Origin of the sequence: Micromonospora sp. NPDC000121 (assembly GCF_042899165.1) — a bacterium.
Taxonomy (GTDB): Bacteria; Actinomycetota; Actinomycetes; order Mycobacteriales; family Micromonosporaceae; genus Micromonospora.
In genome coordinates this window covers 167,988-191,835 of the sequence record NZ_JBIAZP010000001.1, presented here as the reverse complement: position 1 = coordinate 191,835, position 23,848 = coordinate 167,988, and the positions used below count along the sequence as shown (strand labels likewise).

22 protein-coding genes and 1 pseudogene are annotated in these 23,848 nt (G+C 73.0%); 6 read left to right on the top strand and 17 right to left on the bottom strand.

What is annotated here, in order from left to right:
• Positions 1 to 73: 73 nt before the first annotated feature.
• A pseudogene (locus ACFY23_RS00945) lies at positions 74 to 769 on the top strand (hypothetical protein); the annotation flags it as partial.
• A 104-nt stretch (positions 770 to 873) separates the two neighbouring features.
• Here ACFY23_RS00945 and ACFY23_RS00940 read toward each other — a convergent pair.
• Positions 874 to 1,872, bottom strand: coding sequence for a D-alanine--D-alanine ligase (locus tag ACFY23_RS00940; RefSeq protein ID WP_350677751.1), 999 nt, complete (start codon positions 1,870 to 1,872; stop codon positions 874 to 876).
• 8 nt (positions 1,873 to 1,880) lie between these two features.
• Positions 1,881 to 3,194, bottom strand: coding sequence for a PLP-dependent aminotransferase family protein (locus tag ACFY23_RS00935; protein ID WP_350677753.1), 1,314 nt, complete (start codon positions 3,192 to 3,194; stop codon positions 1,881 to 1,883).
• Positions 3,195 to 3,486: 292 nt separating this feature from the next.
• Between ACFY23_RS00935 and ACFY23_RS00930 the strand changes: the two genes are divergently transcribed.
• Positions 3,487 to 4,152, top strand: a complete 666-nt coding sequence (locus tag ACFY23_RS00930) for a GNAT family N-acetyltransferase (protein ID WP_350677755.1) — start codon at positions 3,487 to 3,489, stop codon at positions 4,150 to 4,152.
• A gap of 16 nt (positions 4,153 to 4,168) precedes the next feature.
• Here the strand turns inward: ACFY23_RS00930 and ACFY23_RS00925 are convergent, their stop codons facing one another.
• From ACFY23_RS00925 to murJ, 7 genes are all read right to left on the bottom strand, one after another.
• Complete coding sequence (locus ACFY23_RS00925; protein ID WP_350677757.1) at positions 4,169 to 5,332, bottom strand: N-acetylmuramoyl-L-alanine amidase; 1,164 nt, start codon at positions 5,330 to 5,332, stop codon at positions 4,169 to 4,171.
• Positions 5,333 to 5,481: 149 nt separating this feature from the next.
• Entirely contained in the window at positions 5,482 to 5,805 is a 324-nt protein-coding gene (gene trxA, locus ACFY23_RS00920) for a thioredoxin (protein WP_151452747.1), read from the bottom strand.
• Between the two features lie 32 nt (positions 5,806 to 5,837).
• Positions 5,838 to 6,791, bottom strand: coding sequence for a thioredoxin-disulfide reductase (trxB, locus tag ACFY23_RS00915; RefSeq protein ID WP_350677759.1), 954 nt, complete (start codon positions 6,789 to 6,791; stop codon positions 5,838 to 5,840).
• Positions 6,792 to 6,972: 181 nt separating this feature from the next.
• A complete protein-coding gene (locus ACFY23_RS00910; RefSeq protein ID WP_350677761.1) occupies positions 6,973 to 8,040 on the bottom strand; it encodes a hypothetical protein in 1,068 nt (355 codons plus the stop codon).
• Entirely contained in the window at positions 8,037 to 8,888 is an 852-nt protein-coding gene (gene sigM / locus ACFY23_RS00905; RefSeq protein ID WP_350677802.1) for an RNA polymerase sigma factor SigM, read from the bottom strand. The genes ACFY23_RS00910 and sigM overlap by 4 nt, the downstream gene beginning before the upstream one ends.
• A 43-nt stretch (positions 8,889 to 8,931) precedes the next feature.
• Complete coding sequence (locus ACFY23_RS00900) at positions 8,932 to 10,539, bottom strand: protein kinase family protein (RefSeq protein ID WP_350677763.1); 1,608 nt, start codon at positions 10,537 to 10,539, stop codon at positions 8,932 to 8,934.
• Between the two features lie 459 nt (positions 10,540 to 10,998).
• Entirely contained in the window at positions 10,999 to 12,747 is a 1,749-nt protein-coding gene (murJ, locus tag ACFY23_RS00895) for a murein biosynthesis integral membrane protein MurJ (protein WP_350677765.1), read from the bottom strand.
• Between the two features lie 131 nt (positions 12,748 to 12,878).
• Here murJ and ACFY23_RS00890 point away from each other — a divergent pair, with 131 nt between their 5' ends.
• Positions 12,879 to 14,339, top strand: coding sequence for a CCA tRNA nucleotidyltransferase (locus ACFY23_RS00890; protein WP_350677767.1), 1,461 nt, complete (start codon positions 12,879 to 12,881; stop codon positions 14,337 to 14,339).
• A gap of 118 nt (positions 14,340 to 14,457) precedes the next feature.
• Here ACFY23_RS00890 and ACFY23_RS00885 read toward each other — a convergent pair whose 3' ends face one another.
• Genes ACFY23_RS00885 through ACFY23_RS00870 form a run of 4 tightly spaced genes read right to left on the bottom strand, consistent with a single transcriptional unit; the run spans position 14,458 to position 18,238 of the window.
• Positions 14,458 to 15,975, bottom strand: a complete 1,518-nt coding sequence (locus ACFY23_RS00885; RefSeq protein WP_350677769.1) for an SPFH domain-containing protein — start codon at positions 15,973 to 15,975, stop codon at positions 14,458 to 14,460.
• Positions 15,976 to 16,004: 29 nt separating this feature from the next.
• On the bottom strand, positions 16,005 to 16,526 hold the full coding sequence (locus ACFY23_RS00880) for a hypothetical protein (RefSeq protein WP_350677771.1): 522 nt from the start codon (positions 16,524 to 16,526) through the stop codon (positions 16,005 to 16,007).
• A 51-nt stretch (positions 16,527 to 16,577) separates the two neighbouring features.
• The gene (locus ACFY23_RS00875; RefSeq protein WP_350677773.1) at positions 16,578 to 17,726 is read right to left on the bottom strand and encodes a hypothetical protein; all 1,149 of its coding nucleotides are present in this window, start codon (positions 17,724 to 17,726) and stop codon (positions 16,578 to 16,580) included.
• Positions 17,723 to 18,238, bottom strand: a complete 516-nt coding sequence (locus ACFY23_RS00870) for a SigE family RNA polymerase sigma factor (protein WP_350677775.1) — start codon at positions 18,236 to 18,238, stop codon at positions 17,723 to 17,725. The genes ACFY23_RS00875 and ACFY23_RS00870 overlap by 4 nt, the downstream gene beginning before the upstream one ends.
• Positions 18,239 to 18,358: 120 nt before the next feature.
• Here ACFY23_RS00870 and ACFY23_RS00865 point away from each other — a divergent pair, with 120 nt between their 5' ends.
• Positions 18,359 to 18,763: a hypothetical protein gene (locus ACFY23_RS00865; RefSeq protein WP_350677777.1), complete on the top strand. Its 405-nt coding sequence runs from the start codon at positions 18,359 to 18,361 to the stop codon at positions 18,761 to 18,763.
• Positions 18,764 to 18,847: 84 nt separating this feature from the next.
• On the opposite strand, the gene ACFY23_RS00860 is transcribed toward ACFY23_RS00865, so the two are convergent.
• Positions 18,848 to 19,747: an SdrD B-like domain-containing protein gene (locus tag ACFY23_RS00860; RefSeq protein ID WP_350677780.1), complete on the bottom strand. Its 900-nt coding sequence runs from the start codon at positions 19,745 to 19,747 to the stop codon at positions 18,848 to 18,850.
• A 174-nt stretch (positions 19,748 to 19,921) separates the two neighbouring features.
• On the opposite strand from ACFY23_RS00860, the gene ACFY23_RS00855 reads away from it, so the two are divergent.
• Entirely contained in the window at positions 19,922 to 20,401 is a 480-nt protein-coding gene (locus tag ACFY23_RS00855) for a methylated-DNA--[protein]-cysteine S-methyltransferase (RefSeq protein WP_350677783.1), read from the top strand.
• A gap of 64 nt (positions 20,402 to 20,465) precedes the next feature.
• On the opposite strand, the gene ACFY23_RS00850 is transcribed toward ACFY23_RS00855, so the two are convergent.
• The 3 genes from ACFY23_RS00850 to ACFY23_RS00840 all read right to left on the bottom strand — a co-directional run bounded on the left by ACFY23_RS00850 (position 20,466) and on the right by ACFY23_RS00840 (position 23,044).
• On the bottom strand, positions 20,466 to 21,158 hold the full coding sequence (locus tag ACFY23_RS00850) for a hypothetical protein (protein WP_350677785.1): 693 nt from the start codon (positions 21,156 to 21,158) through the stop codon (positions 20,466 to 20,468).
• Positions 21,159 to 21,302: 144 nt separating this feature from the next.
• Positions 21,303 to 22,382: an inositol-3-phosphate synthase gene (locus ACFY23_RS00845; protein WP_350677805.1), complete on the bottom strand. Its 1,080-nt coding sequence runs from the start codon at positions 22,380 to 22,382 to the stop codon at positions 21,303 to 21,305.
• Positions 22,383 to 22,405: 23 nt separating this feature from the next.
• The gene (locus ACFY23_RS00840; protein WP_350677787.1) at positions 22,406 to 23,044 is read right to left on the bottom strand and encodes a PadR family transcriptional regulator; all 639 of its coding nucleotides are present in this window, start codon (positions 23,042 to 23,044) and stop codon (positions 22,406 to 22,408) included.
• Between the two features lie 175 nt (positions 23,045 to 23,219).
• Here ACFY23_RS00840 and ACFY23_RS00835 point away from each other — a divergent pair, with 175 nt between their 5' ends.
• Positions 23,220 to 23,687 (top strand): DUF5318 domain-containing protein, encoded by a 468-nt coding sequence (locus ACFY23_RS00835; RefSeq protein WP_350677790.1) that lies wholly within the window; start codon positions 23,220 to 23,222, stop codon positions 23,685 to 23,687.
• Positions 23,688 to 23,848: the final 161 nt, after the last annotated feature.

Below are 23,848 nucleotides of genomic sequence, written 5' to 3'. Positions count from 1 at the left end.
GGTCGGCACCGAGCCGCCGTCGGCTCGTTCGGGGTAGGGACAGCGGGTGCCGGGAGCGATTAGTGTCAGCGTCGTGCACGACACCCCTCCCTCAGTCCCGGACTTCGCCCAGTGGCCGTCCTTCCCCTTCGAGGGCGACCTTCGCATCAAGCAACTCGACGATCCGGTCCCGGTCGAACCGCCCCGCAAGGGCGAGGGGCACCGGGAATGCACGGCCTGCAACGCCCCCGACGACGCCTATATCTGGGTGGGCGAGCGCTGGCGGGTACGCGCCATGGACCGCCCCACCGGCTTGCCGATGGTCCTGATCCTGGAATCCCGCTCGCATCTGGACCTCGGCGACCTGCCGAACCTGCTCGCCGCCGAACTGGGGGTGATGACCGTACGCCTGGAACGGGCGATCCGGTCGCTGGACGGGGTTGCGAGGGTGCACGTCAACCGCTGGGGCGACGGCTCGGCGCACCTGCACATGTGGTTCCTCGCCCGGCCCTACGGTCAGCTCCAGCTTCGCGGTACCTTCCTCCCCCTGTGGGACTCGATCCTGCCGCCCATCTCCGAGGCGCAATGGCGAGAGAATCTCGCCCTGGTTGCGGCCTGGCTCGCGGAGTTCGGAGGGAGGCCCCTGGCCGAGCCGCAACGCATCCAGTGGCAGACCCCGTCCAGCTTCACCGGGCAGCCCTCGCCCGAGGACGACGTCACAAGGGGCGAGGCGGTTTCCGTGATTGAGTCCGCCGAGGAGACGCCCGTCCCGGCATCCGACGGTCGGGAGGTCGACGCCATCGCCCCGGAGGTCGGGCAGTCCGACGACTGACGCGACACGGGCGACCACCCTGTTGCAGGGTGGCCGCCCGTGTCGGCAGAAGGAGCGGACGGTCAGGCCCGGCGCGTCGCGGTGCGCGCCACCAGCGTTCCGATCATCTTGCCGAAGTCCAGACCGGCAGCCTGCACGGCGAGCGGCAGCAGCGAGGTCTCGGTCATCCCCGGCGAGACGTTGACCTCCAACACGTGCGGCTGCCCCGCCGAGTCCACGATCAGGTCGACGCGGCTGAGGTCGCGCAGGCCGAGCGCGCTGTGGGCGGCCAGCGCGACCTCGGAGACCGCACCGGCCATCTCCGGCTCCAGCCGTGCCGGCGTGTGCCACGTCGTCCGGCCGGCGGTGTAGCGGGCGGCGTAGTCGTACACCCCGTTGCGGGGCACGATCTCCACCGCCGGCAGGGCCTGCGGCCCGTCGCCCAGGTCGACCACGGAGACCGCCACGTCCATGCCGGGCACGTACCGCTCGACCAGCGCCGTCTGGTCGTACGCGAAGCAGCCGACCATCGCGGCCGGGAGGGACGCGGCGTCCCGGACCACGGCGGCGCCGAGCCCCGAACCGCCCTGGGCGGGCTTCACCATGAGCGGCAGCCCCAGCCGGTCGACGATGCGGTCCAGCACCGCCACCGCGCCCAGTTCCGAGAAGCGGTCGTGCGGGAGGGCGACCCAGTCCGGGGTGGGGATGCCGGCCTCGCGGAGCACCGCCTTGGCCGACGGCTTGTCCCAGGCGAGCCGGGACGCGCGGGCGTCGCACCCCACGTACGGGACGCCGCAGAGGTCGAGCACCCCGCGCAGCGAGCCGTCCTCGCCGGTGGCGCCGTGCAGGGCGATGACGACGGCGTCCGGCGGGTCGGCGGCCAGGGCCGGCAGCAGGGTCACGTCGGCGTCCCTCAGCTCGGCATCCATCCCGACGGCGCGCAGCGCGTCGAGCACCCGGCGGCCGGACCGGAGCGAGACGTCACGTTCGTAGGAGAGCCCTCCGGCGAGCACCAGCACCCGCAGGTCGGCGGTGACGGCGGAGTCGGTCACGACGGAACGGTCGGCAGCGGTGGGAGCCATGCCGGAAATCATGCCAAGTCGGGACCCGGCGCGTCGGAGCCGGCCTGCCCCCGCCGCGACCCGGGGCGGCCGACGGCGCCGAACACCCGCCGCATGGCGATGTCCTGCTCCATCACGCCCGCCAGCCGGCGTACGCCCTCGCGGATCCGCTCCGGGGGCGGGAAGGAGAAGTTGAGCCGCATGTTGCCGCTACCCGTGCCGTCGGCGTAGAAGCCGGTGCCCGGCACGTACGCCACGCGCGCGGCGATGGCCCGCGGCATCATCGCCTTCGAGTCGAGGCCGTCGGGCAGGGTCGCCCACACGAACAGGCCACCGCCCGGCGTCGTCCAGGTGGTGCCGGCCGGCATCAGGTCCTCCAGTGCGGCGAGCATCGCGTCACGCCGCTCGCGGTAGACCTCGCGGTAGACCTTGAGCTGCTCGCGCCAGGGCATCGTGCCGAGGTAGGTGGAGACGGCGGCCTGCGCGAAGCCGCTGGGGCAGAGGATCTGCGCCTCGCTGGCGATGACCAGCTTGTCGCGGACGGCGTGCGGCGCGAGGATCCAGCCCACCCGCAGGCCCGGGGCGAAGGTCTTGGAGAAGGTGCTGAGGTAGAAGACCCCGTCGCGGCGCCGCGCGCGCAGCGGCGCCGGCGCGTCCCCCTCGAAGCCCAGCTGACCGTACGGATCGTCCTCGACCACCAGCAGGCCGGCGCGCTCGCAGATGTCGAGCACCCGCTCCCGCCGCTCCTCGGTGAGCGTCACGCCGGTCGGGTTCTGGTAGGTGGGGATGGTGTAGAGGAACTTCACCCGCCGGCCGGCGCGCGCCTGCTCGGCGATGGCCGCCTCCAGTGCCTCCGGGATCAGCCCGTCGTCGTCCATCGGCACGTGCACCACCTGCGCCTGGGCGGCCTGGAACACCCCGAGCGCGCCGACGTACGTCGGGCCCTCGGCGAGCACCACGTCACCCGGGTCGAGGAAGAGCCGGGCCACCAGGTCGAGCGCCTGCTGCCCGCCGACGGTGACCACCACGTCCTCCGGGGAGGCGCCGCAGGCGGCGTCGATGCCGGAGAGCGACATCACCTCGCAGATCCGCTCGCGCAGCTCCAGGGTGCCCTGGCCGATGCCGTACTGGAGGGTGGTGGCGCCGTGCTCGGCGCCGAGCCGGCCGAGCATCTCGCCGACGGCGTCGAGCGGCAGCGTCGCGACGTAGGGAGCGCCGCCGGCCAGCGAGACCACCTCCGGCCGGCTGGCCACCGCGAAGAGCGCGCGGATCTCCGAGGCGGTCATGCCCCGCACACGGCGGGCGTACCGGTCGGTGTAGTCGTCGAGCGTCGTGCCGGTCATGACATCACCTCGATGGCTGCTCGGGTGGCTCCCGCCCCGGGTACCCGGGACAACGGCGACCATGGGCGACGCGGGACGCCGGGTGTCGATCGTAGTCGCCTCTACCAGGAACGCCGCCACGACGTGACGGACGTCCACATCGCGGACCGTCGGCGGCCGCCACGGAGGTGGGCATTCGCGCGTCCCCTCCCGCGGCGTCCGGAACCGGCGTACGATCGCTCGTCGGGGGCAGGAAGGCGGCGTTGTCGTTCCGTGCCGGTCTCACCTCCGAGCCTAATGTGGGGATGCGCCAATGTCGCGACGTCTGGTCAGCTTGACCCTCGACACCCTGGAGGACCTGCCCCGTCCGTGCCGGCAGTGCGTCTACTGGGAGCTTGACCCGGTCTCGGCGGACCGGGCCTGCGCCGCGGGCGACCCGGGGCTGGAGAAGGAGGCCTGGGTCTCGCAGACGCTGCTGGAGTGGGGGTCCTGCGGCAAGCTCGTCTACGTCGACGGCATGCCGGCCGGCTACGTCCTGTACGCCCCGCCGGCCTACGTGCCCCGCTCGATGGCATTCCCCACCTCCCCGGTCTCGGCCGACGCGGCGCTGCTGATGACGGCCAACGTGGTGCCCGCCTTCGCCGGTGGCGGGCTGGGCCGGATGCTGGTCCAGGGGGTCGCCCGGGATCTCACCAAGCGCGGCATCAAGGCGATCGAGGCGTTCGGCGACGCGAAGTTCGGTGACGCCGCCGACCCCGCCGGCACCTGTGTCGCACCGGCCGACTTCTTCCTCTCCGTGGGCTTCAAGACGGTCCGCCCGCACCCGCGGTTCCCCCGCCTCCGGCTGGAGCTGCGGACGGCGCTGAGCTGGAAGTCCGACGTCGAGTACGCGCTGGAGAAGCTCCTCGGCTCGATGAGCCCCGAGACGCTGCTCCGCCCGGTCCGCCCGGCCCCGGCCACCCGCTCCACCTCCGGGTGACCGCGCCGACCGCCGTTCAGTCCACCACCGTGCCGGCGGCCACCACCGCCCGCAGCTCGCTCACGTCGATCGAGCCGGTGGGCACGTCCCGCTCCACGGGGAAGTACATCCGTTGCACCGCGGCCACGACGGCCTCGGCCACCCGGTCCCGGAACCGGGGGTCGACCAGCCGGGCCCGGTCGCCGGGCGAGGTGAGGTAGCCGACCTCGACGCGTACGGCCGGCATCCGGGTCAGTCGGAGCAGGTCCCACGCCTTCGCGTGCGTACGGCAGTCGCGCAGCCCGGTGCGGGCGACGATCTCCCGCTGCACGAGCCCGGCGAGCCGTTCCCCGGTCGCCGAGGTGACCCCGTTGTCGGTGCCGTAGTGGTAGGTCGCCACGCCCTCGGCCGCCGGGTTGGCGTGCCCGTCGAGGTGCAGCGAGATGAACACGTCGGCCCCGAGCGAGTTCGCCAGCTCGGCCCGGGCGTCGTCCGGCAGGCAGTCCTCCGGGGCCGGACCTCGGGTGAGCTGCACCCGGACGCCGGAGGCGGCGAGCCGGCCCTCCAGCCGGCTGGCCAGGTCGTGCACCAGGTCCGCCTCGGTCCACCGCAGCTGCCCGTCCGGCACCACCACACCCGGGTCGGTGCCTCCGTGGCCGGGGTCGACGACCACGGTCCGCCCCACCAGGGTCGGGCCGGACTGCCGGATGGCGTCGGACTCGCGCAGCCACTGCGGCCGCCCGCCGACGACCTTGCGCCCGAGCCGGCGCAGCGCGTTCATGGTGTGCGGCCCGCACGAGCCGTCGGGCGTCAGCCCGACCTCGCGCTGGAACTGGGCGACCGCCCGGGAGGTCCGTACGCCGTAGATCGCGTCCGCGCGCCCCACGTCGTACCCCATCTCCAGCAGTCGTTCCTGGAGCGACCGGACGTCCTCGCCGGTGAGCGGCTCGGGGACCGCGTGGTAGAGGGTGCGGGCGCCGAGCCGCCAGCGGGCGGCGTCCAGGGCACGCCAGGTCTCCGCGCCGACCCGGCCATCCACGCTGAGCCCCCGGGACTGCTGGAAGGCCCGCACGGCCCGTTCGGTGTGGACGTCGAACTCGTCGGCGTCCGGTGCCGTCGGCGCGAGCAGGTCGAGGCCGGTCAGCACCGTACGGATCTCCGTGACCGCGGGTCCACGGTCACCGGATCGGATCGGACGCACGCACGACCCCCTCTGCACGGACGCTGGCTGGCCGGGCGGCCCCGGGGTTGAGGTTATGCGTTCCGGGGGCCCCAGGTGGGCGCGCCGGGAAAAGACGTCGACCCCGTCCCCGGCGGGCCGGGTACGGGGTCGACGTGTGTACGTGCAGCTCAGAGCGCCGATTCGATGAGCCTGACCAGCTCGCCCTTCGGCTTGGCACCGGCGATCGACTGCACCGGCTCGCCGTTCTTGAACACGGTGAGGGTCGGGACGGACATCACCCGGTACGTGCGGGCGGTCTCCGGGTTCTCGTCGATGTTGAGCTTGACGATGGTGACCTGGTCGCCCATCTCGCCGGCGATCTCCTCCAGCAGCGGCGACACCTTGCGGCACGGCCCGCACCACTCGGCCCAGAAGTCCACCAGAACCGGCTTGTCGGACTTCAGCACGTCGGCGGCGAAACTCGCGTCGGTGACCGACTTCGTTGCTCCCACTATGACCCTCCTCCGGAATGTGTTTCGGTTGTTCAGCCCTGCAGCGTGGCGATGAAGCGCTCGGCGTCCAGCGCGGCGGCACAGCCCGTCCCGGCGGCGGTGATCGCCTGGCGGTAGGTGTGGTCGACCACGTCGCCAGCGGCGAAGACACCGGGCACGCTGGTCCGGGTGCTCGGCGCCTGGACCTTCACGTAGCCCTCGTCGTCCAGCTCCACCTGGTCCCGGAAGAGCTCGCTGCGCGGGTCGTGACCGATGGCCACGAAGACGCCGGTGACGTCGAGGACCTTGGACTCGCCGGTGTGCGTGTTGCGCACCCGTACGCCGGAGACCTTGCCGTCGTCGCCGAGGATCTCCTCGACCACGGTGTTCCACTCGACCTTGATCTTGTCGTTGCCCAGCGCCCGCTCGGCCATGATCTTGCTGGCCCGGAAGGAGTCCCGGCGGTGGATGATGGTGACCGACTCGGCGAACCGGGTGAGGAAGCTGGCCTCCTCCATCGCCGAGTCACCGCCGCCGACGACCACGATGTGCTGGTTGCGGAAGAAGAAGCCGTCGCAGGTCGCGCAGGACGAGACACCGTGGCCCAGGTATTCCTGCTCGCCGGGGACGCCCAGCGGGCGCCACGCCGAGCCGGTGCTGAGGATGACGGCCTTCGCCCGGTAGGCCGTCTGACCCACCCAGACGGTGCTGACCGCGTCGGAACCCACGCTGCCGGTGTCCTTCAGCTCGACCCGCGTCACGTCGTCGGTGAGGAACTCCGCGCCGAACCGCTCGGCCTGCTTGCGCATGTTGTCCATCAGCTCGGGGCCGAGGATGCCGTCGGCGAAACCGGGGAAGTTCTCCACCTCGGTCGTGGTCATCAGCGCGCCGCCGGACTGCACGCCCTCGATGACGAGCGGCTTGAGGTTGGCGCGCGCCGCGTAGACCGCCGCCGTGTAACCGGCCGGCCCAGAGCCGATGATGATCAGGTTGCGGACCTCGTCCACTGCCGTCTCCCGATAGTGTTGTTCGCCATCGGCGCGCGCACCGATGTCGATCCGATGCCGACGCCCCTCGCGGGTGCCGGCAGTCTGATGTGCAGAACGCATCGTATGAACCGGGGATTCCCGAGCCGGTCATCCGGTGGGTCAGGTCACGTGGACGGTCAAACGCCCGGTGGCCGCGAAGTCACCCTACCCGCGTGCGGTAGCGGCTGTCCGAGCCGGATCCGGGCACCCCGCATTCCGGTCCGCTCACCCAGGCCCAGTGGGCGCCGCCGTTGTCGGTGAACCGGACGACCAGCGCCGGCTGGCCCTGGAACCGGGCGTACTCGACCACGTCGACCACCAGTGGACCGCGGCCGTGCTCGGCGCCGATCTCGTGGATGCAGTCGCTCAGCGCGGCCGGGTCGGTGAGCCGTTCGAGGCCGACCAGGGCGCCCGGCAGCCGCCCGCCCTCCGCCTGGACGTCGGGCCGGGGGCCGGCGCTGAACCGCTCGGCCTTCGTCGTCAGCGGGACGCCGGTCAGGGACTCGGGCGTGTAGTCCCGCCCGCTGCGCAGCGTGGGCTCGCCCGCCTGGAGCGGCGTGCCGGCGGGGGCGGCGACCTCCGGCTTCGCCGCGTCGTGCACCGCCGTCTCCCCCTGCTGCCCGCCGGTGAGCTGGCTGACTCCGAGCCCGACCGCCGCGATCGACGCCGCGGCGAGCGCGACCGGACCGGCCAGCCGGGACCAGCGGCGGCGCCGTCGGCCCGGCCCCGTGGTCGCGCCCGGGCCGGGTTCCGAGCGGGGTACGCCGGCCGGGCGCCGCGCGGACCCGCCGAGCGGCTGTGCCGGCACCAGACCACCTGACCTGCCCGTCCCCGGCTCGTCGGCCGGTAGCGCGTCGTCGCCGCCGGGGCGGGAGCGAACGGCCTCGGAGCGGGCCGGCTCGGAGTCGCGCGGCTCGGATTGGACCAGTTCGGAGTGGGCCGACGTCGGATCGAGCGGGCCGGAGTCGGGCGCGGGCGCGGTCGCCAGGGCCGCGACGAGCCGGTCGGTGACGTCCGTGGGCATCTCGGGGGCGGGGCCGGCCCAGGCGGCCAGGTCGGCCCGGACGCCCGCCAGGGCCGGGGCCAGCAGCGCGTACGCCTCCGCCCAGGCCGCGTCCTCCTCGACCAGCCGGGCGACGCGCGCCTCGTCCGGGGTGCCGTCCAGCGCTCCGCCGACATAGTCGGCGAGCAGGTCGTGGTCGACCTCTCCGAACCCCCGGGCCGTCACGCGTCCTCCTGGTGAGCATCCCGCCGGGACCGTCCCGACCCCGATCGGACGCCCTCGGGCGGCCGTGGGTTCCCTGCGGTGACGGCCGGCACGTTCGCGCCCGCTGCCGGCTCGGGCTGCGGCGGATCCTGCTGCTGCGGGACGGCGACCGACGACTCCTGCTGCGGCAGCGCGGCGCTTGGCTGGTCGGTCGGCCGCGGGGCGGGCCGGGGGCGCAGGTGCCCGAGTTGCGTCGCGAGGCGGGCCCGGCCCCGGGCGCACCGGCTCTTGACCGTGCCCTCGGCGACGCCGAGGATCTGGGCCACCTCGGCCACCGGGTAGCCCTGCACGTCCACCAGGATCAGCGCCGCCCGCTGCTCGGCCGGCAGCCCGGCGAGCGCCTGACGGACCACCAGCGCCGTGTCGTGGTCGTGGACGGGAGCCGCCGGCTCGACGCCGCCGGTGGCGAAGTCGGAGTTGCCCTCCCGGACACCGTCCGGCAGCGGGACCGTCGGATGCGCCTGCCGGCGCCGGATCCGGTCCAGGCAGGCGTTCACGACGATCCGGTGCAGCCAGGTGGTGACCGCCGAGTCGCCCCGGAACCGGCCGGCGGCGCGGTGGGCCGACAGCAGCGCGTCCTGGAGGGCGTCGGCGGCCTCCTCGCGGTCGCCGAGCGTCCGCAGCGCCACCGCCCAGAGGCGGTCGCGGTGCCGGTGGAACAGCTCGGTGAAGGCATCCCGGTCGCCCGCCACGTGGGCGTGCAGGAGTTCCAGGTCTGTCGCCCCGGGCGGCGGCACCGACGACGCGACCGGTGGGCCGCTCGTTCCGCCCACCGGTCCACCGCTCGTCCGCTCCCCGCGTACGCCCATCACCACGCCCGTCGGATGCGGTGCCCGGAGCGTGGCGGTCGGCTCACAACCCCTGGACCGTGATCTCCTGGACGCCGAGCTTGTAGCCGCCGTCGCTCGGGGGCAGCTCGGTGATCCAGAACAGCAGGTAGCGGTACTTCTGGTCGGCGTTGAAGCCGTTGAAGGTCATCTTGGTGCCGTCGTGCTCCTCGAACGGCTGCCCGATCGTGAGCTTGCTGTACTCGGCGTACAGCGCCTTGTCGCCCGCGGAGGTGGAGGGCTGGTCGTTCGTGCCGTAGAGGAGCTGGGCGGAGGCACCCCGGGCGGAGAGCAGGACCTGCACCGACTTGAGGGTGTGCTCACCGCCCAGGTCGATCCAGACCCCCATGCCCTTCTTCAGGTTGCCGAAGTTCGGTCGATCCTCGTAGGTGTCGGTCTCCCAGCCCTTGTCCTCGTTGTTGTCGAAGACCCTCTCGGCGCCGTCGAGCTCGTCCCGGGACTTGCTGTCCGGGTCGATGATCCGCGCCGCGCTGATCTTCAGCTGCCGGACCGTGGCGGCGGCCGGGGTGGCGTCGCCGCCGGGCGCGTTCGACGAGGGCGCGGCCACCGGGTTGGTCTGCGGGCTGTCGTCGCCGCCGCGCAGCGCGCTGATGCCGATCAGCAGGCCCACCAGGGCGACCGCCAGCAGGCCGGCGATGCCGATGGCGACCCTGCGACCGCCCGCCGCAGCCAGCGGGGACGGCTCCTCGCCGGTGTCGGCGGCGAAGCGCAGCGGACCGGTGTTGTCGAGGAACTGCTCGTCGGCCGGCACGTCCAGCCGGGCCAGCTCGGCGGCGAGCACCTCCGACGAGGGCGGCGCGATCTCGGCGTCGAGCAGGTCCATGGTGAGGTCGTCGAGGTACGCCGGCACGCCCGCCCGGACCTGCCGGGGCGCGGCGATCGCGCCGGCGGCGTCGCGGACGGCGTCGGGGATGGCGGCCCGGCCGTGGCCGGCGGTGGCGCCGCGCAGCGGGGCCTCGGCGTGGGGCCAGTGCCCGGTCAGGGCGAAGTAGAGGACCCCGCCGATCGCCCGGACGTCGCTCTGCTGGCTGTCGTCGCCGTCGGTACGCGCGTCGGCCAGCACCACCCGGCCGTCGTCACTGATCATCACCGTGCCGGGGTGGACGTTGCCGTGCACCATGCCGGTGGCGTGCACGGCGGCGAGGGCGCTGGCGACGGCGTTGCCGATGGTGGTCGCCCGGGCCGGGTCCAGCGGGCCGTCGGCGACCAGCTCGCGCAGGGACTGCCCGTCGACCCACTCGCGCACCACGTACGCCCGCTCGGCCTCGTCGATGGCGTCGTAGACCCCGACCAGGTTGGGGTGGATGACCCGGCTCGCCGCGACGGCGCCCTGGAGCATCTCGGTGGCGGAGTCGCCACCCGGGTAGCGCAGCACGACCGCGACGGGACGGCGCAGGATGACGTCGACGCCCCGCCAGACCAGCCGACCCGCGCTGTCGTTGTTGATGTGCTCGACCAGCTCGTAACGCTCGGCGAGGATCTCACCGGCCGTGGGAGCACCGAAGGTCATGACGTGCGGAGCGCTCTCCTCCGCCTCCTGACCCTCGCCGACCTGGGTCACCCGTCCTCCCTCGGTGATCGTGTCGATCGATGGACCCGCGCTGCTGGGCATGTGGCTTCCCGCTCTGCCTTCGAAGGAACCGGCCGACCGGTGTCGACGCGGAGCGCCGGCGCCTGCCGTACCCGTCGAGAGCGACCTTACCCGGGTTGGCCGTCTCCCCGACATGTCATCTTCGCGCCGCTCCCGGGCCGGGCTGCCGGCCGCGATCAACTTGTCCGGTTGCGACCGTTGTCAGCCACGATGCTGGCACATGTACTAACCAATCTAGAGGTTGACCGCAAGTGCTCGCCGGTGGGGCCGAACCGGTGTGGCGGCGACGCCGACGCCGCCGGGTTCCCCTCCGACCGTGCCGCCATGCTCAGCCGTACGGCTGGTTATCCACAGGCCCGTCCGGCGGCTGAGCGGTGACTCGCGGAGTTATCCACAGGCGCATCCCCAGGCTGGTGATCCTCGTTCACAGAGCGTGCAGACCATCCGCGGGACGTCCGGCCCCGCCCCCGTGGACCGGCGTCAGCGGCCCAGCCGGCGGCGGACCATGCCGACGACCTCGGTGATCTCGCCGATCCGCAGCACCGTCGCCAGCCCGAGGTAGGTCCCGCCGATCACCGCGCCGCCGACCACGAGCTGGATGATCGCCTCCAGGCGGGTCGGCGTGTCGTCGCCCGGTAGCAGCTTGACCACGATCAGGCCGACCACCGCCGCGCCGAGCGCCGCGACCAGGACCCGGCCGAGGGTGCGCATGATCCCGCCGAGCCCGATCCGCCCGACCCGGGGGCGGAGCAGCCAGGCGGAGGCGATCGCCGCAGCAAGGTAGGAGACGGCGTTGCCGATCATCATGCCCGCGGCTGCGAAGTGGGCGGCGAAGGCGGCGAAGAGGACGATCTGGACGCCGATCCGAAGCGCCACCACCGGGATGTTGATCAGAGCCGGGGTCCGGGTGTCGGGGAGCGCGTAGAAGGCGAAAGTGAACAACTGGCTGACCGCGAACGGCACCAGCGCGAGCGCGGCCACCAGCAACACGACAGAGGTGTCGGCCGCGTTGTCGTCGCTGAACGCGCCGTAGCGGAACAGCATCACCGACAGCGGCGTGGCGAGCACGGCGTAGCAGACGGCGATCGGGGCCAGCACCGCCGAGACGGTCCGGGTGCCCCGGGACAGGTCGGCGGCGAGGTCCGCGTAGCGGCCGTCGGCGGCGGCCGCGCTCATCCGGGGCATCAGCGCCGTGATGATCGAGACGGCGATGATGCCGTGCGCCATCATCAGCAGCAGGAAGACGTTGTTGTAGATCAGCGCGCCGGCGTCGTCGTCGCCCGCCCGGTTGAGCAGGTTGAACAGCACAATCAGGCCGATCTGGCTGACCGCGACGTAGCAGAACATCCAGCCGCCGAGCCGGCCCAGCTCGGCCAGCCCCAGGGCGCGGAAGTCGAAGCGCAGCTTCCACCGGAAGCCGACCTTGCGTAGCGCCGGCAGCAGGCCGGCGGCCTGGATGGCCACGCCGAGCAGCGTGCCGCCGCTGATCAGCACGATCCGCCCGGTGGTCATCTGCTCGGGTCGGACGAGATCCGTGTCGAAGATCGCGATGTAGAGCCCGGCGGTGCCGATCACCACGAGGTTGTTCAGGATCGGCGCCCACATCGGCGCGGCGAAGTGCCCCCGCGTGTTGAGCACCGCGCTGACCAGCGCGCTGAGGCCGGTGAAGAAGATCATCGGCAGCATCAGGTACGACAGCTTGGTGACCAGGTCCTGGTACGTCTCGCCGCGGTTGTCGCTGGTGTACAACATGGTCAGCAGCGGTGCGGCGGCCACCGCGAGCAACGCGGCCCCGGCCAGGGTGATCACCGCGAGGGTGAGCAGCCGCTGGGTGTACGCCTGACCGCCGTCGGCGTCGGCCTTTCGGCGGCGTACCAGCACCGGTATCAGCACGCTGGTGAGGATGCCGCCGAGCAGGAACTCGTAGACCATCCCGGGCAGGATCTGCGCGGTGGTGTACGCGTCACCGACCAGCGCTCCGCCGAGCGCGGCGGTCAGCACCAGCGTGCGCAGGAAGCCCGTACCCCGGCTGACGAGGCTGCCGATCGCCATCACCGCGCTGTTCGTCGCGGCGCTGGCCTCGCCCACCTGCTCCTGCGGCGGCGCGGTCGACTCCATCGCCGGCTGGTTGAGCGGCTCGGCGGAGATGAACGTGGCGTCGTCCGACTGCCGTCCGGGCGCGGCGCCGCCCTGGGCGGCGTTCGCGCTGCGGTAGAGACCGCCGCTCATCTTCTCGCCTCCAAGGCAGGGGTACGTCCGAGCCGGGCACGGCTCGCACGTCACAGACGATAGTCAACCGGCACCCGATACCCGCGCCCGGCGGACCGCATCCCCGCCGGGACCGATAGTCTGGCGCTCCCATGTCCGAAGCCTCCGCTCCCCACGCCGCCGACCGCCGCGAACTCACCGCCGCGCAGCGCAACGCCGTCGCCGAACTGCTCCGGGTCTCCCCGGTCGCCGACGAGCTGGGCCGCCGGTTCGCGCGGGCCGGCCACGAGTTGCACCTGGTGGGCGGTTCGGTACGCGACGCCCTGCTCGGTCGCCTCGGCGACGACCTCGACTTCTGCACCGACGCGCACCCGGACGAGACCCTGCGCATCGTGCGCGGCTGGGCCGAGTCGATCTGGGAGACCGGCCGGGAGTTCGGCACCATCGGCTGTCAGCGCGACGGGCTGCGGCTGGAGATCACCACCTTCCGGGCCGAGTCGTACGACCAGGTCAGCCGCAACCCGATCGTCGAGTACGGCACCGACCTCGCCGAGGACCTGCGGCGGCGCGACTTCACCATCAACGCGATGGCGGTCAGCCTGCCCGAGCACCGCTTCACCGACCCGCACGGCGGGCTGGACGACCTCGCCGGCAAGGTGATCCGCACCCCGGGCACGCCCGGTGAGTCCTTCGGCGACGATCCGCTGCGGATGCTGCGCGCGGCCCGGTTCGCCGCCCAGCTGCGCTTCGCGGTGCACCCCGACGTCCACGCGGCGATGACCCTGATGGCCGCCGACCTGGACCGGATCACCGCCGAGCGGATCCGCGACGAGTTCACCAAGCTGCTCTGCGGCGCCGACCCGATCACCGGGCTGCGGCTGCTGGTCGACACCGGGCTCGCCGAGCGCTTCCTGCCCGAGCTGACCGGGCTGAAGCTCACGATCGACGAGCACGCCCAGCACAAGGACGTCTACGAGCACACCCTCACGGTGGTGAGCAACGCCGTCTCGTACGAGACCGACGGGCCGGACTTCATCCTGCGGATGGCCGCCCTGATGCACGACGTCGGCAAGCCGGCCACCAAGGCGGTGGGCCCGGACGGCCGGGTCAGCTTCCACCACCACGAGGTGGTCGGGGCCCGGCTGACGAAGGCCCGGATGAAGGCGCTGCGCTATCCGAAGGAGATCACCTCCAAGGTCACCGCGCTGGTCGCGCTGCACCTGCGGTTCTACGGCTACGGCCGGGGCGAGTGGACCGACTCGGCGGTGCGCCGCTACGTCGCCGACGCCGGGGACCTGCTGCCGCGCCTGCACAAGCTGACCCGGTCGGACTGCACCACCCGCAACCGGCGCAAGGCGGCCCAGCTCGCCGCCGACTACGACGCGCTGGAGGAGCGGATCGCCCGGATCGCCGCCGAGGAGGACCTGGCGAGGGTCCGGCCCGACCTGGACGGCAACGCGATCATGGAGCTGCTGGGCGTGCCGCCGGGGCCGGTCGTCGGGCGGGCCTGGAAACACCTCAAGGAGCTGCGCCTGGAGCGCGGCCCGCTGGACCGCGACGAGGCCGAGGCGGAGCTGCTGCGCTGGGCCCGGGACGAGGGCATCGTCGAGTAGTCGGCCCGGTGACGCGGGTGCGGCCCGAAGCGGGCCCGCCGACGGAACGACCAGGGCGCCGCCCCCAGCCGGGGACGGCGCCCTGTCGCGTCAGCGGCCCGACCGCTGCCCTGTCGCGTCAGCGGGTCTCGACCGCCGTGGCGTCGACGGCTGGCTTGCCGTTGCCGCTCGCCGACGACGCCGAGCCGAGCTTCGCCAGCAGGCCGGCCAGGTCGATCCCGGTCAGGTCGCTGCCGAGCTGGAGGCCCTGGGCCACGTTGCCCGCCACCGACTTCGTCAGCGACGAGGCGCCGTCGGTGGAGATGACGGTCATCTTGTCGATCGCGCCGATCGGGGCGCTGGCCGCCTCGACCACCTGCGGCAGCACCTTGACCAGCAGGTCCAGCACGGCGGCCTCGCCGTACGCCGCGAACGCCTCGGCCTTGCGGGCCATCGCGTCGGCCTCGGCCTGGCCCTTCGCCAGGATGGCGGCGGCCTCGGCCTGGCCCTCCCGCTCGACCGCCTCGGCGATGGCGGAGCGGCGGCGCTGCTCGGCCTCGCCCTCCTTGGCGCCCTCGATCGCGTTCGCCTCGGCCAGCGCGGCCCGGCGGGCCCGCTCGCCCTCACCGGTGAGCCGGGCCTGCTCGGCGGCGGCCTGCGCGGCCGCGATGACGGCCTGCCGCTGCGCGTCGGCGTTCAGCACAGCCGCGTTGCGGGCCGCCTCGGCCTCCTGCTCCACCTTGTAGCGGGCGGCGTCGGCCGGCTTGCGTACCTCGGTGTCGAGCTGGCGCTGCTTGAGCTCGGCGTTGCGCTCGGCCACCTTCTGCTGCTCGGAGAGGATCGCCTGGTCCCGCTCGGCCTGGGCGAGCGGCCCGGCCGCGGCGGACTTGGCCTTGGCCGCGTCGATCTCCGCCTGGATGCCGGCCTGCTTGAGCGCCAGGTTCCGGTTGGCCTCGGCGATGGCCTCCTCGGCGAGCAGCCGCTCCTGCTCGGCCTGCTGGCGGGCGCGCGCCTCGGCGATCGCCGCGTCCTTGAGCACCCGGGCCGCCTCCGGCCGGCCCAGGTCCTGCAGGTAGGAGCCCTCGGCCAGGATGTCCTGGAGCTGGAAGGTGTCCAGCACCAGCCCCTGGTTGGTCATCGAGTGCTCGGCCTCCTCGGCGACCGCGCTGGCGAACGCCGCCCGGTCCCGGATGACCTCCTCGACGGTGAGCCGGCCGACGATCGAGCGCAGCGCGCCGGCGAGCACCTCCCGCGTGAAGTCCTCGATCTCGTCCTGCTGGTGCAGGAATCGCTGGGCGGCGGCGCGGATGGCGTCCTCGGTGCCGCCGACCTTGACGATCGCGACGCCGTGCAGCTCGGTGCGGATGCCCTGCTTGCTGACCGCGCCCTTGATGCCGACGTCGATCCGCCGGCTGGACAGGTCGAGCGACTGGAGCTTCTGCACCACCGGCAGGACGAAGACCGACGCGCCGAGTACGACCTTCTGTCCGGACATATCGGTGGACCGGCCGCCGTCGGCGGTCTGCGTCGTGCGGCCCTTGCGGCCGGTGACGATGAAGGCCTCGTTCGGCCCGGCGACCTTGATCCGGGAGAGCACGAAGAGGATGAGCACGAGGACGAGGAGGACCGCGCCGCCGATGGCGATGAGAAGGGGCATGTGACCGTCCTGTTTCTCTATGGGGGGGGTCAGTAGGTCTCGACGTGCACGCTGGTCTCGCTGAGCGCCTCGACCACGAAGATCTGGGCGCCGACCGGGATCGGCCGGTCGGCCCGGGCGTTGAGCTTGACCGGCTGGCCGGCCACGCGGACCCGGACCTCGCCGTAGCCGTCGGCGGGCACCGGGGTGACCACCAGGCCGAGCGCGCCGACCAGGTGGTGGCGGGTGGGGGTGGGGTCGGTGCGCATGTCGCGGGCCGCCCGGCTCAGCCGGGACGCGGCCCAGGCGGTGGGCACGGCCGCGACGACGCCGCCGGCCAGCGCCACCGCGATCATGGCGGGGGTACGCCCGCCGAGCAGCTCGTTGGCGATCGCGGCGCCGAAGCCGAGCGCCCCGGTGAACCCGGCGACCGCCTCGACCGACACGGGACCGTCGAAGTCCGGGTTGCCGAAGTGCAGCAGCTCGGTGCCGAGCAGGGCGAGCGCCAGCACCGCGACGCCCGCTCCGCCGATGATGAGGAAGATCAGTGTCCCCGTGGCCACGACCCGCACCGTATCGACGTGGCGCAACGTGCCGCGGGACGACGGCGCCGCCGCCGCCGGTCAGCGCGGCCCGACCGTGATCTCGCGCCCGACCAGCTCGCGTGGCAGCGGCTGGCGCTCCAGCTCCCGACCGGTCAGGTCGGCGAGCACGTAGTCGCGGGACCCGCCGGGTCGCCGGTAGAGCAGGCGGTCGACGGAGATCCAGGCGACGTCGGCGGTCGGCAGCGCCCGGACCACCCGGCCGGTGCCCGCCTCGACCAGCAGCGGTTCGGTGCGCCCCTGGACCACCACCAGCCGGCCGTCGGGCGACCAGGACCACGGCCCCGCCGGATCGCCGGGCATCGCGACGAACCGGGTCGGCCGCCCGTCGTCCGGCGAGAAGAGTTGGACGCCGCGGCGGGCGTGTCGCTCCGACTCGGACCGGCGGGAGTTCGGGTCGGTCTGCTGGAGCACCACCTCCCGGCCGTCGCGGCTCCAGGTAAAGAAGCAGTGGTCGGTGCAGAGGTAGGTGTCGGTGTCCACCCCGAAGACCCGGAAGTCGCCGGTGGTGTCGAGGACGCCGAAGCGCAGCGCGCCCTCGTCCTTGTCGAAGATCGTCAGCGCCAGCCGCAGGCCGTCCGGCGACCACTGCGGGCTCATGATCCACTGGCCCGTGCGGTGCCAGCGGGTCTTGCCAGCTGCCGCGTCGACCAGGCCGATCTCGCCGGGCCGGTCGTCGTCGGCGACCGCGCTGACGGCGCCCTGCGGGGCCCGCCACACCCCGTCGTACCCGTCGGTCCGCAGGTAGCGGTCGCGGCCCCGATCCAGCACGTAGCCGTCCCCCGACGGACCCGGCAGCATCGCGCCGGCGACCACCCATCCGCCCGGCAGGACCAGTGCGCGCTTCGTCCAGTCCGCCCCCGGGGTCGGCCGGACCACGACGTCGGGACTCGCGGTGGCCCCTGCGGTCCGGTCCGGCGTCGAGGTGCCGGCCGGTGCGGTCTGGTCGGGCGCCGCGACGCGGGCCGGCGCGTCCGGGCGCAGCAGCACGAACGGAAGCGCGAGCACGGCAGCCGCCACCAGGGCGGCCGCCGCGGCGGTGGCGCGTCGGCGGGCGCGCAGCCGACGGCCCTGGTCGATCGCCCGCGCGGCGAGGTCCGGCGCGGTCCGGGCCTGTCCCGCCAGTTCGCGTACGGCGAACCGCAGCTCGTCCTCCCGCGACCGGCTCACCGGCTCACCTCCTGGTCCGCGTCGTCGAGGGCGGGCACGAGGTGCCGCAGCTTGGCCAGGGCCTTCGACGTCTGGCTGGCGACCGTGCCGGTCCGGCAGCCGAGCAGCGCGGCGGTCTGCTCGACGCTGAGGTCCTCGAGGTATCGCAGGGTCAGCACGGCCCGCTGCCGGGGCGGCAGCGCCAGCAGCGCGTCGCGCAGCAGCATGCGCAGGTCGGCGTCGTGCCCACTGTCCCGGTCGCCGGCCCGCTCGGGCAGCGCCGCGACCGGCACCTCGAGGCGTCGGGACCGACGCCGCCAGCCGGAGACCTGGTCGTGGTAGAGGATCCGCCGCACGTACGGCTCGGCGTCGCCGCGGATCCGGGGCCACCGGGCGTACGCCTTGGCCAGCGCGTTCTGCAGCAGGTCCTCCGCGCCGTGCTGGCTGCCGGCGAGCGCGTACGCGATCCGCAGCAGGACGTCCCCCCGCTCGTTGACGAACGCGGTGAACTCCCCGTCTGTCTCCTCGGCCACCGCCCACCTCCGGTAGCTCAGACGTCGGCCGCAGCCGGAAGTTTGCCCCGCCACGGAATCTAGCTGTTGACAAGATTCGGGCGAGCGGCAAATCTTGACACTGACAAGACGGAGGTGCCCATGTCCTCGGCAACCCTGACCACCGCCGGCATCCTGCTGATCACCGTCGTCACGGTGGCGTACGGCGGGCTGACCCTGCTCATGCATCTGACCCGGCGCAAGGCCGGCTACCTCGACAACCCGGTCCGCCGGGGCCTGTGGACCGCCGGCCACGCGCACGCCGGGGTGCTGGTCCTCTTCGCGCTGGCCGTGCTGCCCTACGTCGACCAGGCCGACGCGTCCGACGGCACCCGCACGCTCATCCGCACCCTGTTCGTGGCCGCGCCGATCCTGATGCCGCTCGGTTTCTTCCTCTCGGTGGCCCGGCCGCAGGACACCAGACCCAACAAGCTGATCTGGCTGGCCGTCGCGGGCGGCGCCAGCCTCAGCGCCGGCGCCCTGCTGCTCGGCTTCACCCTGCTCTGAGCCGTCACGCGGAGGCAGCTCGGACCGAACCGCGCCGTCCGAACCGCGCCGTCCGCCCGGCGTCCCGGGCGGACGGCGACCGGCTCAGTTGAGCGTGACCAGCCCCGTGTCGACCACGTACTCGCCGCCGTGCGTGGCGAAGAACTCGGCGCTCGAGGTGAGCAGGTACGGGGCGGACTGGTAGGTGGTGACCATGTCCGAGTCGGTGGCGTCGTCACCCACGTCGGAGGCGGTGCGGCCGTACGTGCCGGCGGCCTCGACCCAGACCTGGTAGAGCAGTTCGGTACGGGTGGTGAGCGACCACGTGCCGTCGGGGTTGACGACGGCGGTGCCTCCGCCGGTGGTCTGGCTCTGCCGGGCCCCGACCCGGACGCTGAGTACGCCGTCCGGCCCGGCGCCGATGCCCGGCTCACCCTCGTCGCGCTGTCCGTCCCGGTCCAGGTCGTGCCAGACGACGCCCCGGACGACGCAGGTCCCGGAGATCGCCACGGTCACCGAGCTGGTGTTGTTGGTGGTGTCGGACTCCTGGCGCTGCGGTGCGATCGTCGCGGTGATCGGCACCCGGGAGCCGGGCTGGGCGCCGGCCACCACGAACGGCAGCGAGAGCCGCTGGGCCCGTCCGGCGGCGGGCAGGGCCGGGTGGGCGCAGGTGTAGCTCGCCTCGTCCACCACCGCGCAGTTCCATCCGTCGGTGGCCGTGAGCGCCGTCGTACGCAGCCCCGCCGGCACCGACACAGTGACGCTGAGCGGGTCGGACTCACCGGTGCCGCCGTTGCGGACGTCGATCTGCGCGCGGAAGGTCTCGCCCTCCGCCGGGTTGAAGTGGTCGGTCATCAGCAGGTCGACGAACAGGTCGGGCTGGGTGCGTCCGGCCGCCACCGCGTCGGCCGGAGCGAGCGCCGCCGTGGCCCCGAGCAGGGCGAGGGTGGCCGTCGAGGTGGCGAAGATACGTCGGATCGAGCGGGACAGGGGATGGGGTCGCATGGCGTCCTCACGTCGCAGGGTCGGCCCTTCCGGATGGTGAGGACCGGAGCGGAGATCAACTCAACTTATCCGGCGTCGTCGATGTCCGTGGCGTTACGCGGCTGTCGGAACCGCTTCGCCGTCACGGCGCTGTCCGGCCGTCGACGGTGTCGGGCTGCCGGGGACAATGGGCGGATGCGCTGGACCGTGCTCGACTCCCCGATCGGTGAGTTCTCCGTCGCCACCGACGGGACACACGTGTGCCGGACCCACTTCGGCCGGGTCGAGGCGGCCGACGAGGAGCCGGGCGACGAGCCGGCCCGGCAGGCGGTGGCGGAGCTGCGGGCGTACTTCGCCGGCGAGCTGACCGAGTTCGCGGTGCCGTTGGCGGTGCCGGGCGGCTCCGACTTCGAGCGCGGCGTCTGGCGGGAGATGACCCGCATCCCGTACGGGGAGACGCTCACCTACGGCGAGGTGGCCCGGCGGCTCGGCGACCAGGGCGCGGCCCGCGCGGTCGGGGTGGCCTGCAACCGCAACCCGATCCCCGTGCTCGTGCCGTGCCACCGGATCGTCGGGGCGGGCGGCAAGCTGGTCGGCTTCGGCGGCGGCCTGGACCGCAAGGTGAAGCTGCTGGAACTGGAGGCCGGGGTCGCCCTGCGCCGCGCCTGGTCCTGACGCGGCGCGCTGCGCCGACTGGTCCTGATCCGGGGCCGGGCCGCCCCGCTGGCACCCGGTGGGGTCAGTCCGGGGCGGGCAGGCAGCCGCCGTCGGCGATGCGGGTGCCGATCTCCACGACGACGTCGCCCGCCCGGGCGCTGCCGAAGACGCACGCCCGGCCGGTCCATCCCGCGAAGAGCAGGCCGTCGCCGGGGCCGAGGTCGAGCCGGCCCGGCGGCCGGACGGTGATGTCGGTCAGCCCGGTCGCGGCGACGGCCCGCCGGACGGATTCCTCCCCGGGGTCGTCCCGGCCACCGACGGTCAGCAGGTTGAGGCGCCTCAGCACCTCCGCCGCGCAGGCTCGGGCACCGCTGGCCGCCTCCGCGTCGAGCGTGCCGCGCTGCCGGAAGGCGTCGTTGGCCGCCTGCTGACGGCGGAACTCCTCCTCGCGCCGCTGCTCGTCGGTCAGCGGCTGTCCGCCGCCAGGTCGGCTCGGCGTGGCGGTCGTGGTACCGGGCCGGGCGACCTCGCCGGGGCGGGCGACCTCGCCGGGGCGGGCGACGGGGGTTTCCGCGCCAACGCAGCGGGCTTCGGTGATCGCCGCAGAGGTGGCCGGGAGGGCCGACGCCGCGCTGTTGCTTGAGGCTGGACCGGTGCCTGGACCGGTGCCCGGAGCCGCGCAGCCGGCGAAGGCCGGAAGGAGCACGGTGCCGGTGACCGCGCCGATCGCCCATCGCGCCGCTCGGCGGCGACCGGGGCGTGGGACGGACGTCACGGCGGTCAGCCTAACCGCACGTCGCCGATCTCTCGACCCCGTGTGACGCCGGTCGTCGTCGCGCGTACGGCGGCGGGAGAGCCGGACGCGGCGAGGGCCGGGTCCGCACGGACCCGGCCCTCGGTGGTGCTGGTGGTCGGCGCGTCAGCGCTCGACCTCACCGGCGATGAACGCCTCGACGGCGGCGTGCGCGTCGTGGTCGGCGTACTGCACCGGCGGGGACTTCATGAAGTACGACGAGGCCGACAGGATCGGGCCACCGATCTTCCGGTCCAGCGCGATCTTCGCGGCGCGGACGGCGTCGATGATGACGCCGGCCGAGTTCGGCGAGTCCCACACCTCGAGCTTGAGCTCGGCGTTGAGCGGGGTGTCGCCGAAGGAACGACCCTCCAGGCGGATGTACGCCCACTTGCGGTCGTCGAGCCACGGCACGTGGTCCGACGGGCCGATGTGCACGTCGCTCTTGCTCATCTCGTGCGGGATCTGGGACGTGACCGACTGGGTCTTCGAGATCTTCTTCGAGACCAGCCGGTTGCGCTCCAGCATGTTCATGAAGTCCATGTTGCCGCCGAAGTTGAGCTGGTACGTGCGCAGCAGCTCGACACCGCGGTCCTCGAAGAGCTTCGCCAGCGCACGGTGCACGATGGTGGCGCCGACCTGGCTCTTGATGTCGTCACCGACGATCGGCAGGCCCGCGTCCTCGAACTTCTTCGCCCACTCGGGGTCGGAGGCGATGAAGACCGGCAGGGCGTTCACGAACGCGCAGCCGGCGTCGATCGCGGCCTGCGCGTAGAACTTGTCGGCCTGCTCGGAGCCGACCGGCAGGTAGGAGACGACGACGTCGACCTGCGCGTCGCGCAGCGCCTGCGCCACGTCGACCGGCTCGGCGTCGGACTCCTCGACGATCTCGCGGTAGTACTGGCCCAGACCGTCGAAGGTCGGGCCGCGCTGCACGGTGACGCCGGTCGGCGGCACGTCGCAGAGCTTGATGGTGTTGTTCTCGCTGGCGACGATCGCCTCGGCGAGGTCCATGCCCACCTTCTTGGCGTCCACGTCGAACGCCGCGACGAACTGCACGTCCGAGACGTGGTAGTCGCCGAAGGTGACGTGCATGAGACCCGGGACGCGGTCGTTCGGGTCGGCGTTCCGGTAGTACTCCACGCCCTGCACGAGGGACGAGGCGCAGTTACCCACACCGACGATGGCGACGCGGACGGAGCCCATAGCGTCTGCCTCCTTCTTCTTCATCACGGCCGCTCTTTCCTGGACTCTCCAGGCGGAGGCGGGCTGTTGTCTTCTCGTCGGCCGCCGGCCGTCCCGGTTTCCGGGACCGTCGGGGCACGGCCGGAGCGCTCGTTGGCGATGAGCTCCTCCAGCCAGCGGACCTCGCGCTCACAGGCGTCCAAGCCATGGCGCTGCAGTTCCAGCGTGTACGCGTCGAGGCGCTCGGCCGCCCGGCCGAGCACGTCGCGAAGCCCTTCGCGACGTTCCTCGATCTTTCGCCGGCGACCCTCCAGAATGCGGAGTCGGGTCGCCTGGTCGGTCCGGGCGAAGAACGCGAAGTGCACGCCGAAGCCCGTGTCGTCGTACGTCTCGGGCCCGGCCTGTGCGATCAGTTGGGCGAAGCGTTCCTTGCCCTCCGCGGTGATTTTGTAGACCACCCGACCTCGTCGGCTGGTCAGCGCGGGAACCTCCTCGGCGGTGGCGGGTGTCTCGGCGGCCTCGGTGATCCACCCCGCCGCCTGCAACCGACGCAGGGTCGGGTAGAGCGAGCCGTAGCTGATCGCCGCCCGGATCGCTCCGAGCTTGGCGGTCAGCTCCTTACGCAGCTCGTAGCCGTGCATCGGAGACTCCTGCAGGAGGCCGAGGATGGCGAGCTCGAGCACGGGCCATCCTCTCTGTACCCTCTACGCGGAGCGGTAACCGCCGCGATGTATCGGACCGATACATCGCACGCTAGCGGATCACCGTGATCAGGGCAAACCCCCGTTTCCGGGGTCCCGTGGTCACGCATCGTCACCGTGGTCGCCCCGTCCGGCGAGACCGCGTACCCTTCTCCGCATGCGTACGCAGCGCCAGGTCGTCGACTACTCGCTCCGGAAGCGAGCGGTGCTGCGTGAGCTCCTCGCCGGTCGGGTCGGCACGTACGACGTCTGCGACGCGTCGCCGTACCTGAAGAACGCCGCCCGCTTCCACGGCGAGCCGACCGACGAGCGGTGCCCGATCTGCCGGAGCGAGAACCTGACGCGCGTCCACTACATTTACGGCGACGAACTCAAGCAGTCCGCCGGCCAGGCCCGGACGCTGGCCGAGTTGCCCGCGCTGGCGATGACGCTGCGTGAGTTCCAGGTCTTCGTGGTGGAGGTGTGCCTCGGCTGTGACTGGAACCATCTCGCCGAGCAGTACCTGCTCGGCCGGGACGGCCTGGCCGGGGACCCGGAGGGCGGGTCGGAGCAGGACGCGGTGGGCGGCACGGCCGCCTCGGGCACCGGCGCGGTCGGTCGACGGAGGCGAGAGGCGCAACGGTGATCCTGGCTCGATCGGCCGGCCCCGGCCAGCACGCGCGCGCCCGGGGTGACCGACGGCTCGTTGGTCTGATTGGCCCGATTGATTCACAACTGACACCGGTCGACGGTGGCACGCCTGTGCCGCGCCCGGCGGGTGTCCCATCTCACGGCAAACCGGTGGCG

Coding starts and splice junctions, on each gene's coding strand:
- ACFY23_RS00940 (WP_350677751.1), bottom strand. CDS start 1,872: ATGGCTCCCACCGCTGCCGACCGTTCCGTCGTGACCGACTCCGCCGTC.
- ACFY23_RS00935 (WP_350677753.1), bottom strand. CDS start 3,194: ATGACCGGCACGACGCTCGACGACTACACCGACCGGTACGCCCGCCGT.
- ACFY23_RS00930 (WP_350677755.1), top strand. CDS start 3,487: ATGTCGCGACGTCTGGTCAGCTTGACCCTCGACACCCTGGAGGACCTG.
- sigM (WP_350677802.1), bottom strand. CDS start 8,888: ATGGGCGTACGCGGGGAGCGGACGAGCGGTGGACCGGTGGGCGGAACG.
- ACFY23_RS00900 (WP_350677763.1), bottom strand. CDS start 10,539: ATGCCCAGCAGCGCGGGTCCATCGATCGACACGATCACCGAGGGAGGA.
- murJ (WP_350677765.1), bottom strand. CDS start 12,747: ATGAGCGGCGGTCTCTACCGCAGCGCGAACGCCGCCCAGGGCGGCGCC.
- ACFY23_RS00890 (WP_350677767.1), top strand. CDS start 12,879: ATGTCCGAAGCCTCCGCTCCCCACGCCGCCGACCGCCGCGAACTCACC.
- ACFY23_RS00885 (WP_350677769.1), bottom strand. CDS start 15,975: ATGCCCCTTCTCATCGCCATCGGCGGCGCGGTCCTCCTCGTCCTCGTG.
- ACFY23_RS00865 (WP_350677777.1), top strand. CDS start 18,359: ATGTCCTCGGCAACCCTGACCACCGCCGGCATCCTGCTGATCACCGTC.
- ACFY23_RS00860 (WP_350677780.1), bottom strand. CDS start 19,747: ATGCGACCCCATCCCCTGTCCCGCTCGATCCGACGTATCTTCGCCACC.
- ACFY23_RS00855 (WP_350677783.1), top strand. CDS start 19,922: ATGCGCTGGACCGTGCTCGACTCCCCGATCGGTGAGTTCTCCGTCGCC.
- ACFY23_RS00845 (WP_350677805.1), bottom strand. CDS start 22,382: ATGGGCTCCGTCCGCGTCGCCATCGTCGGTGTGGGTAACTGCGCCTCG.
- ACFY23_RS00835 (WP_350677790.1), top strand. CDS start 23,220: ATGCGTACGCAGCGCCAGGTCGTCGACTACTCGCTCCGGAAGCGAGCG.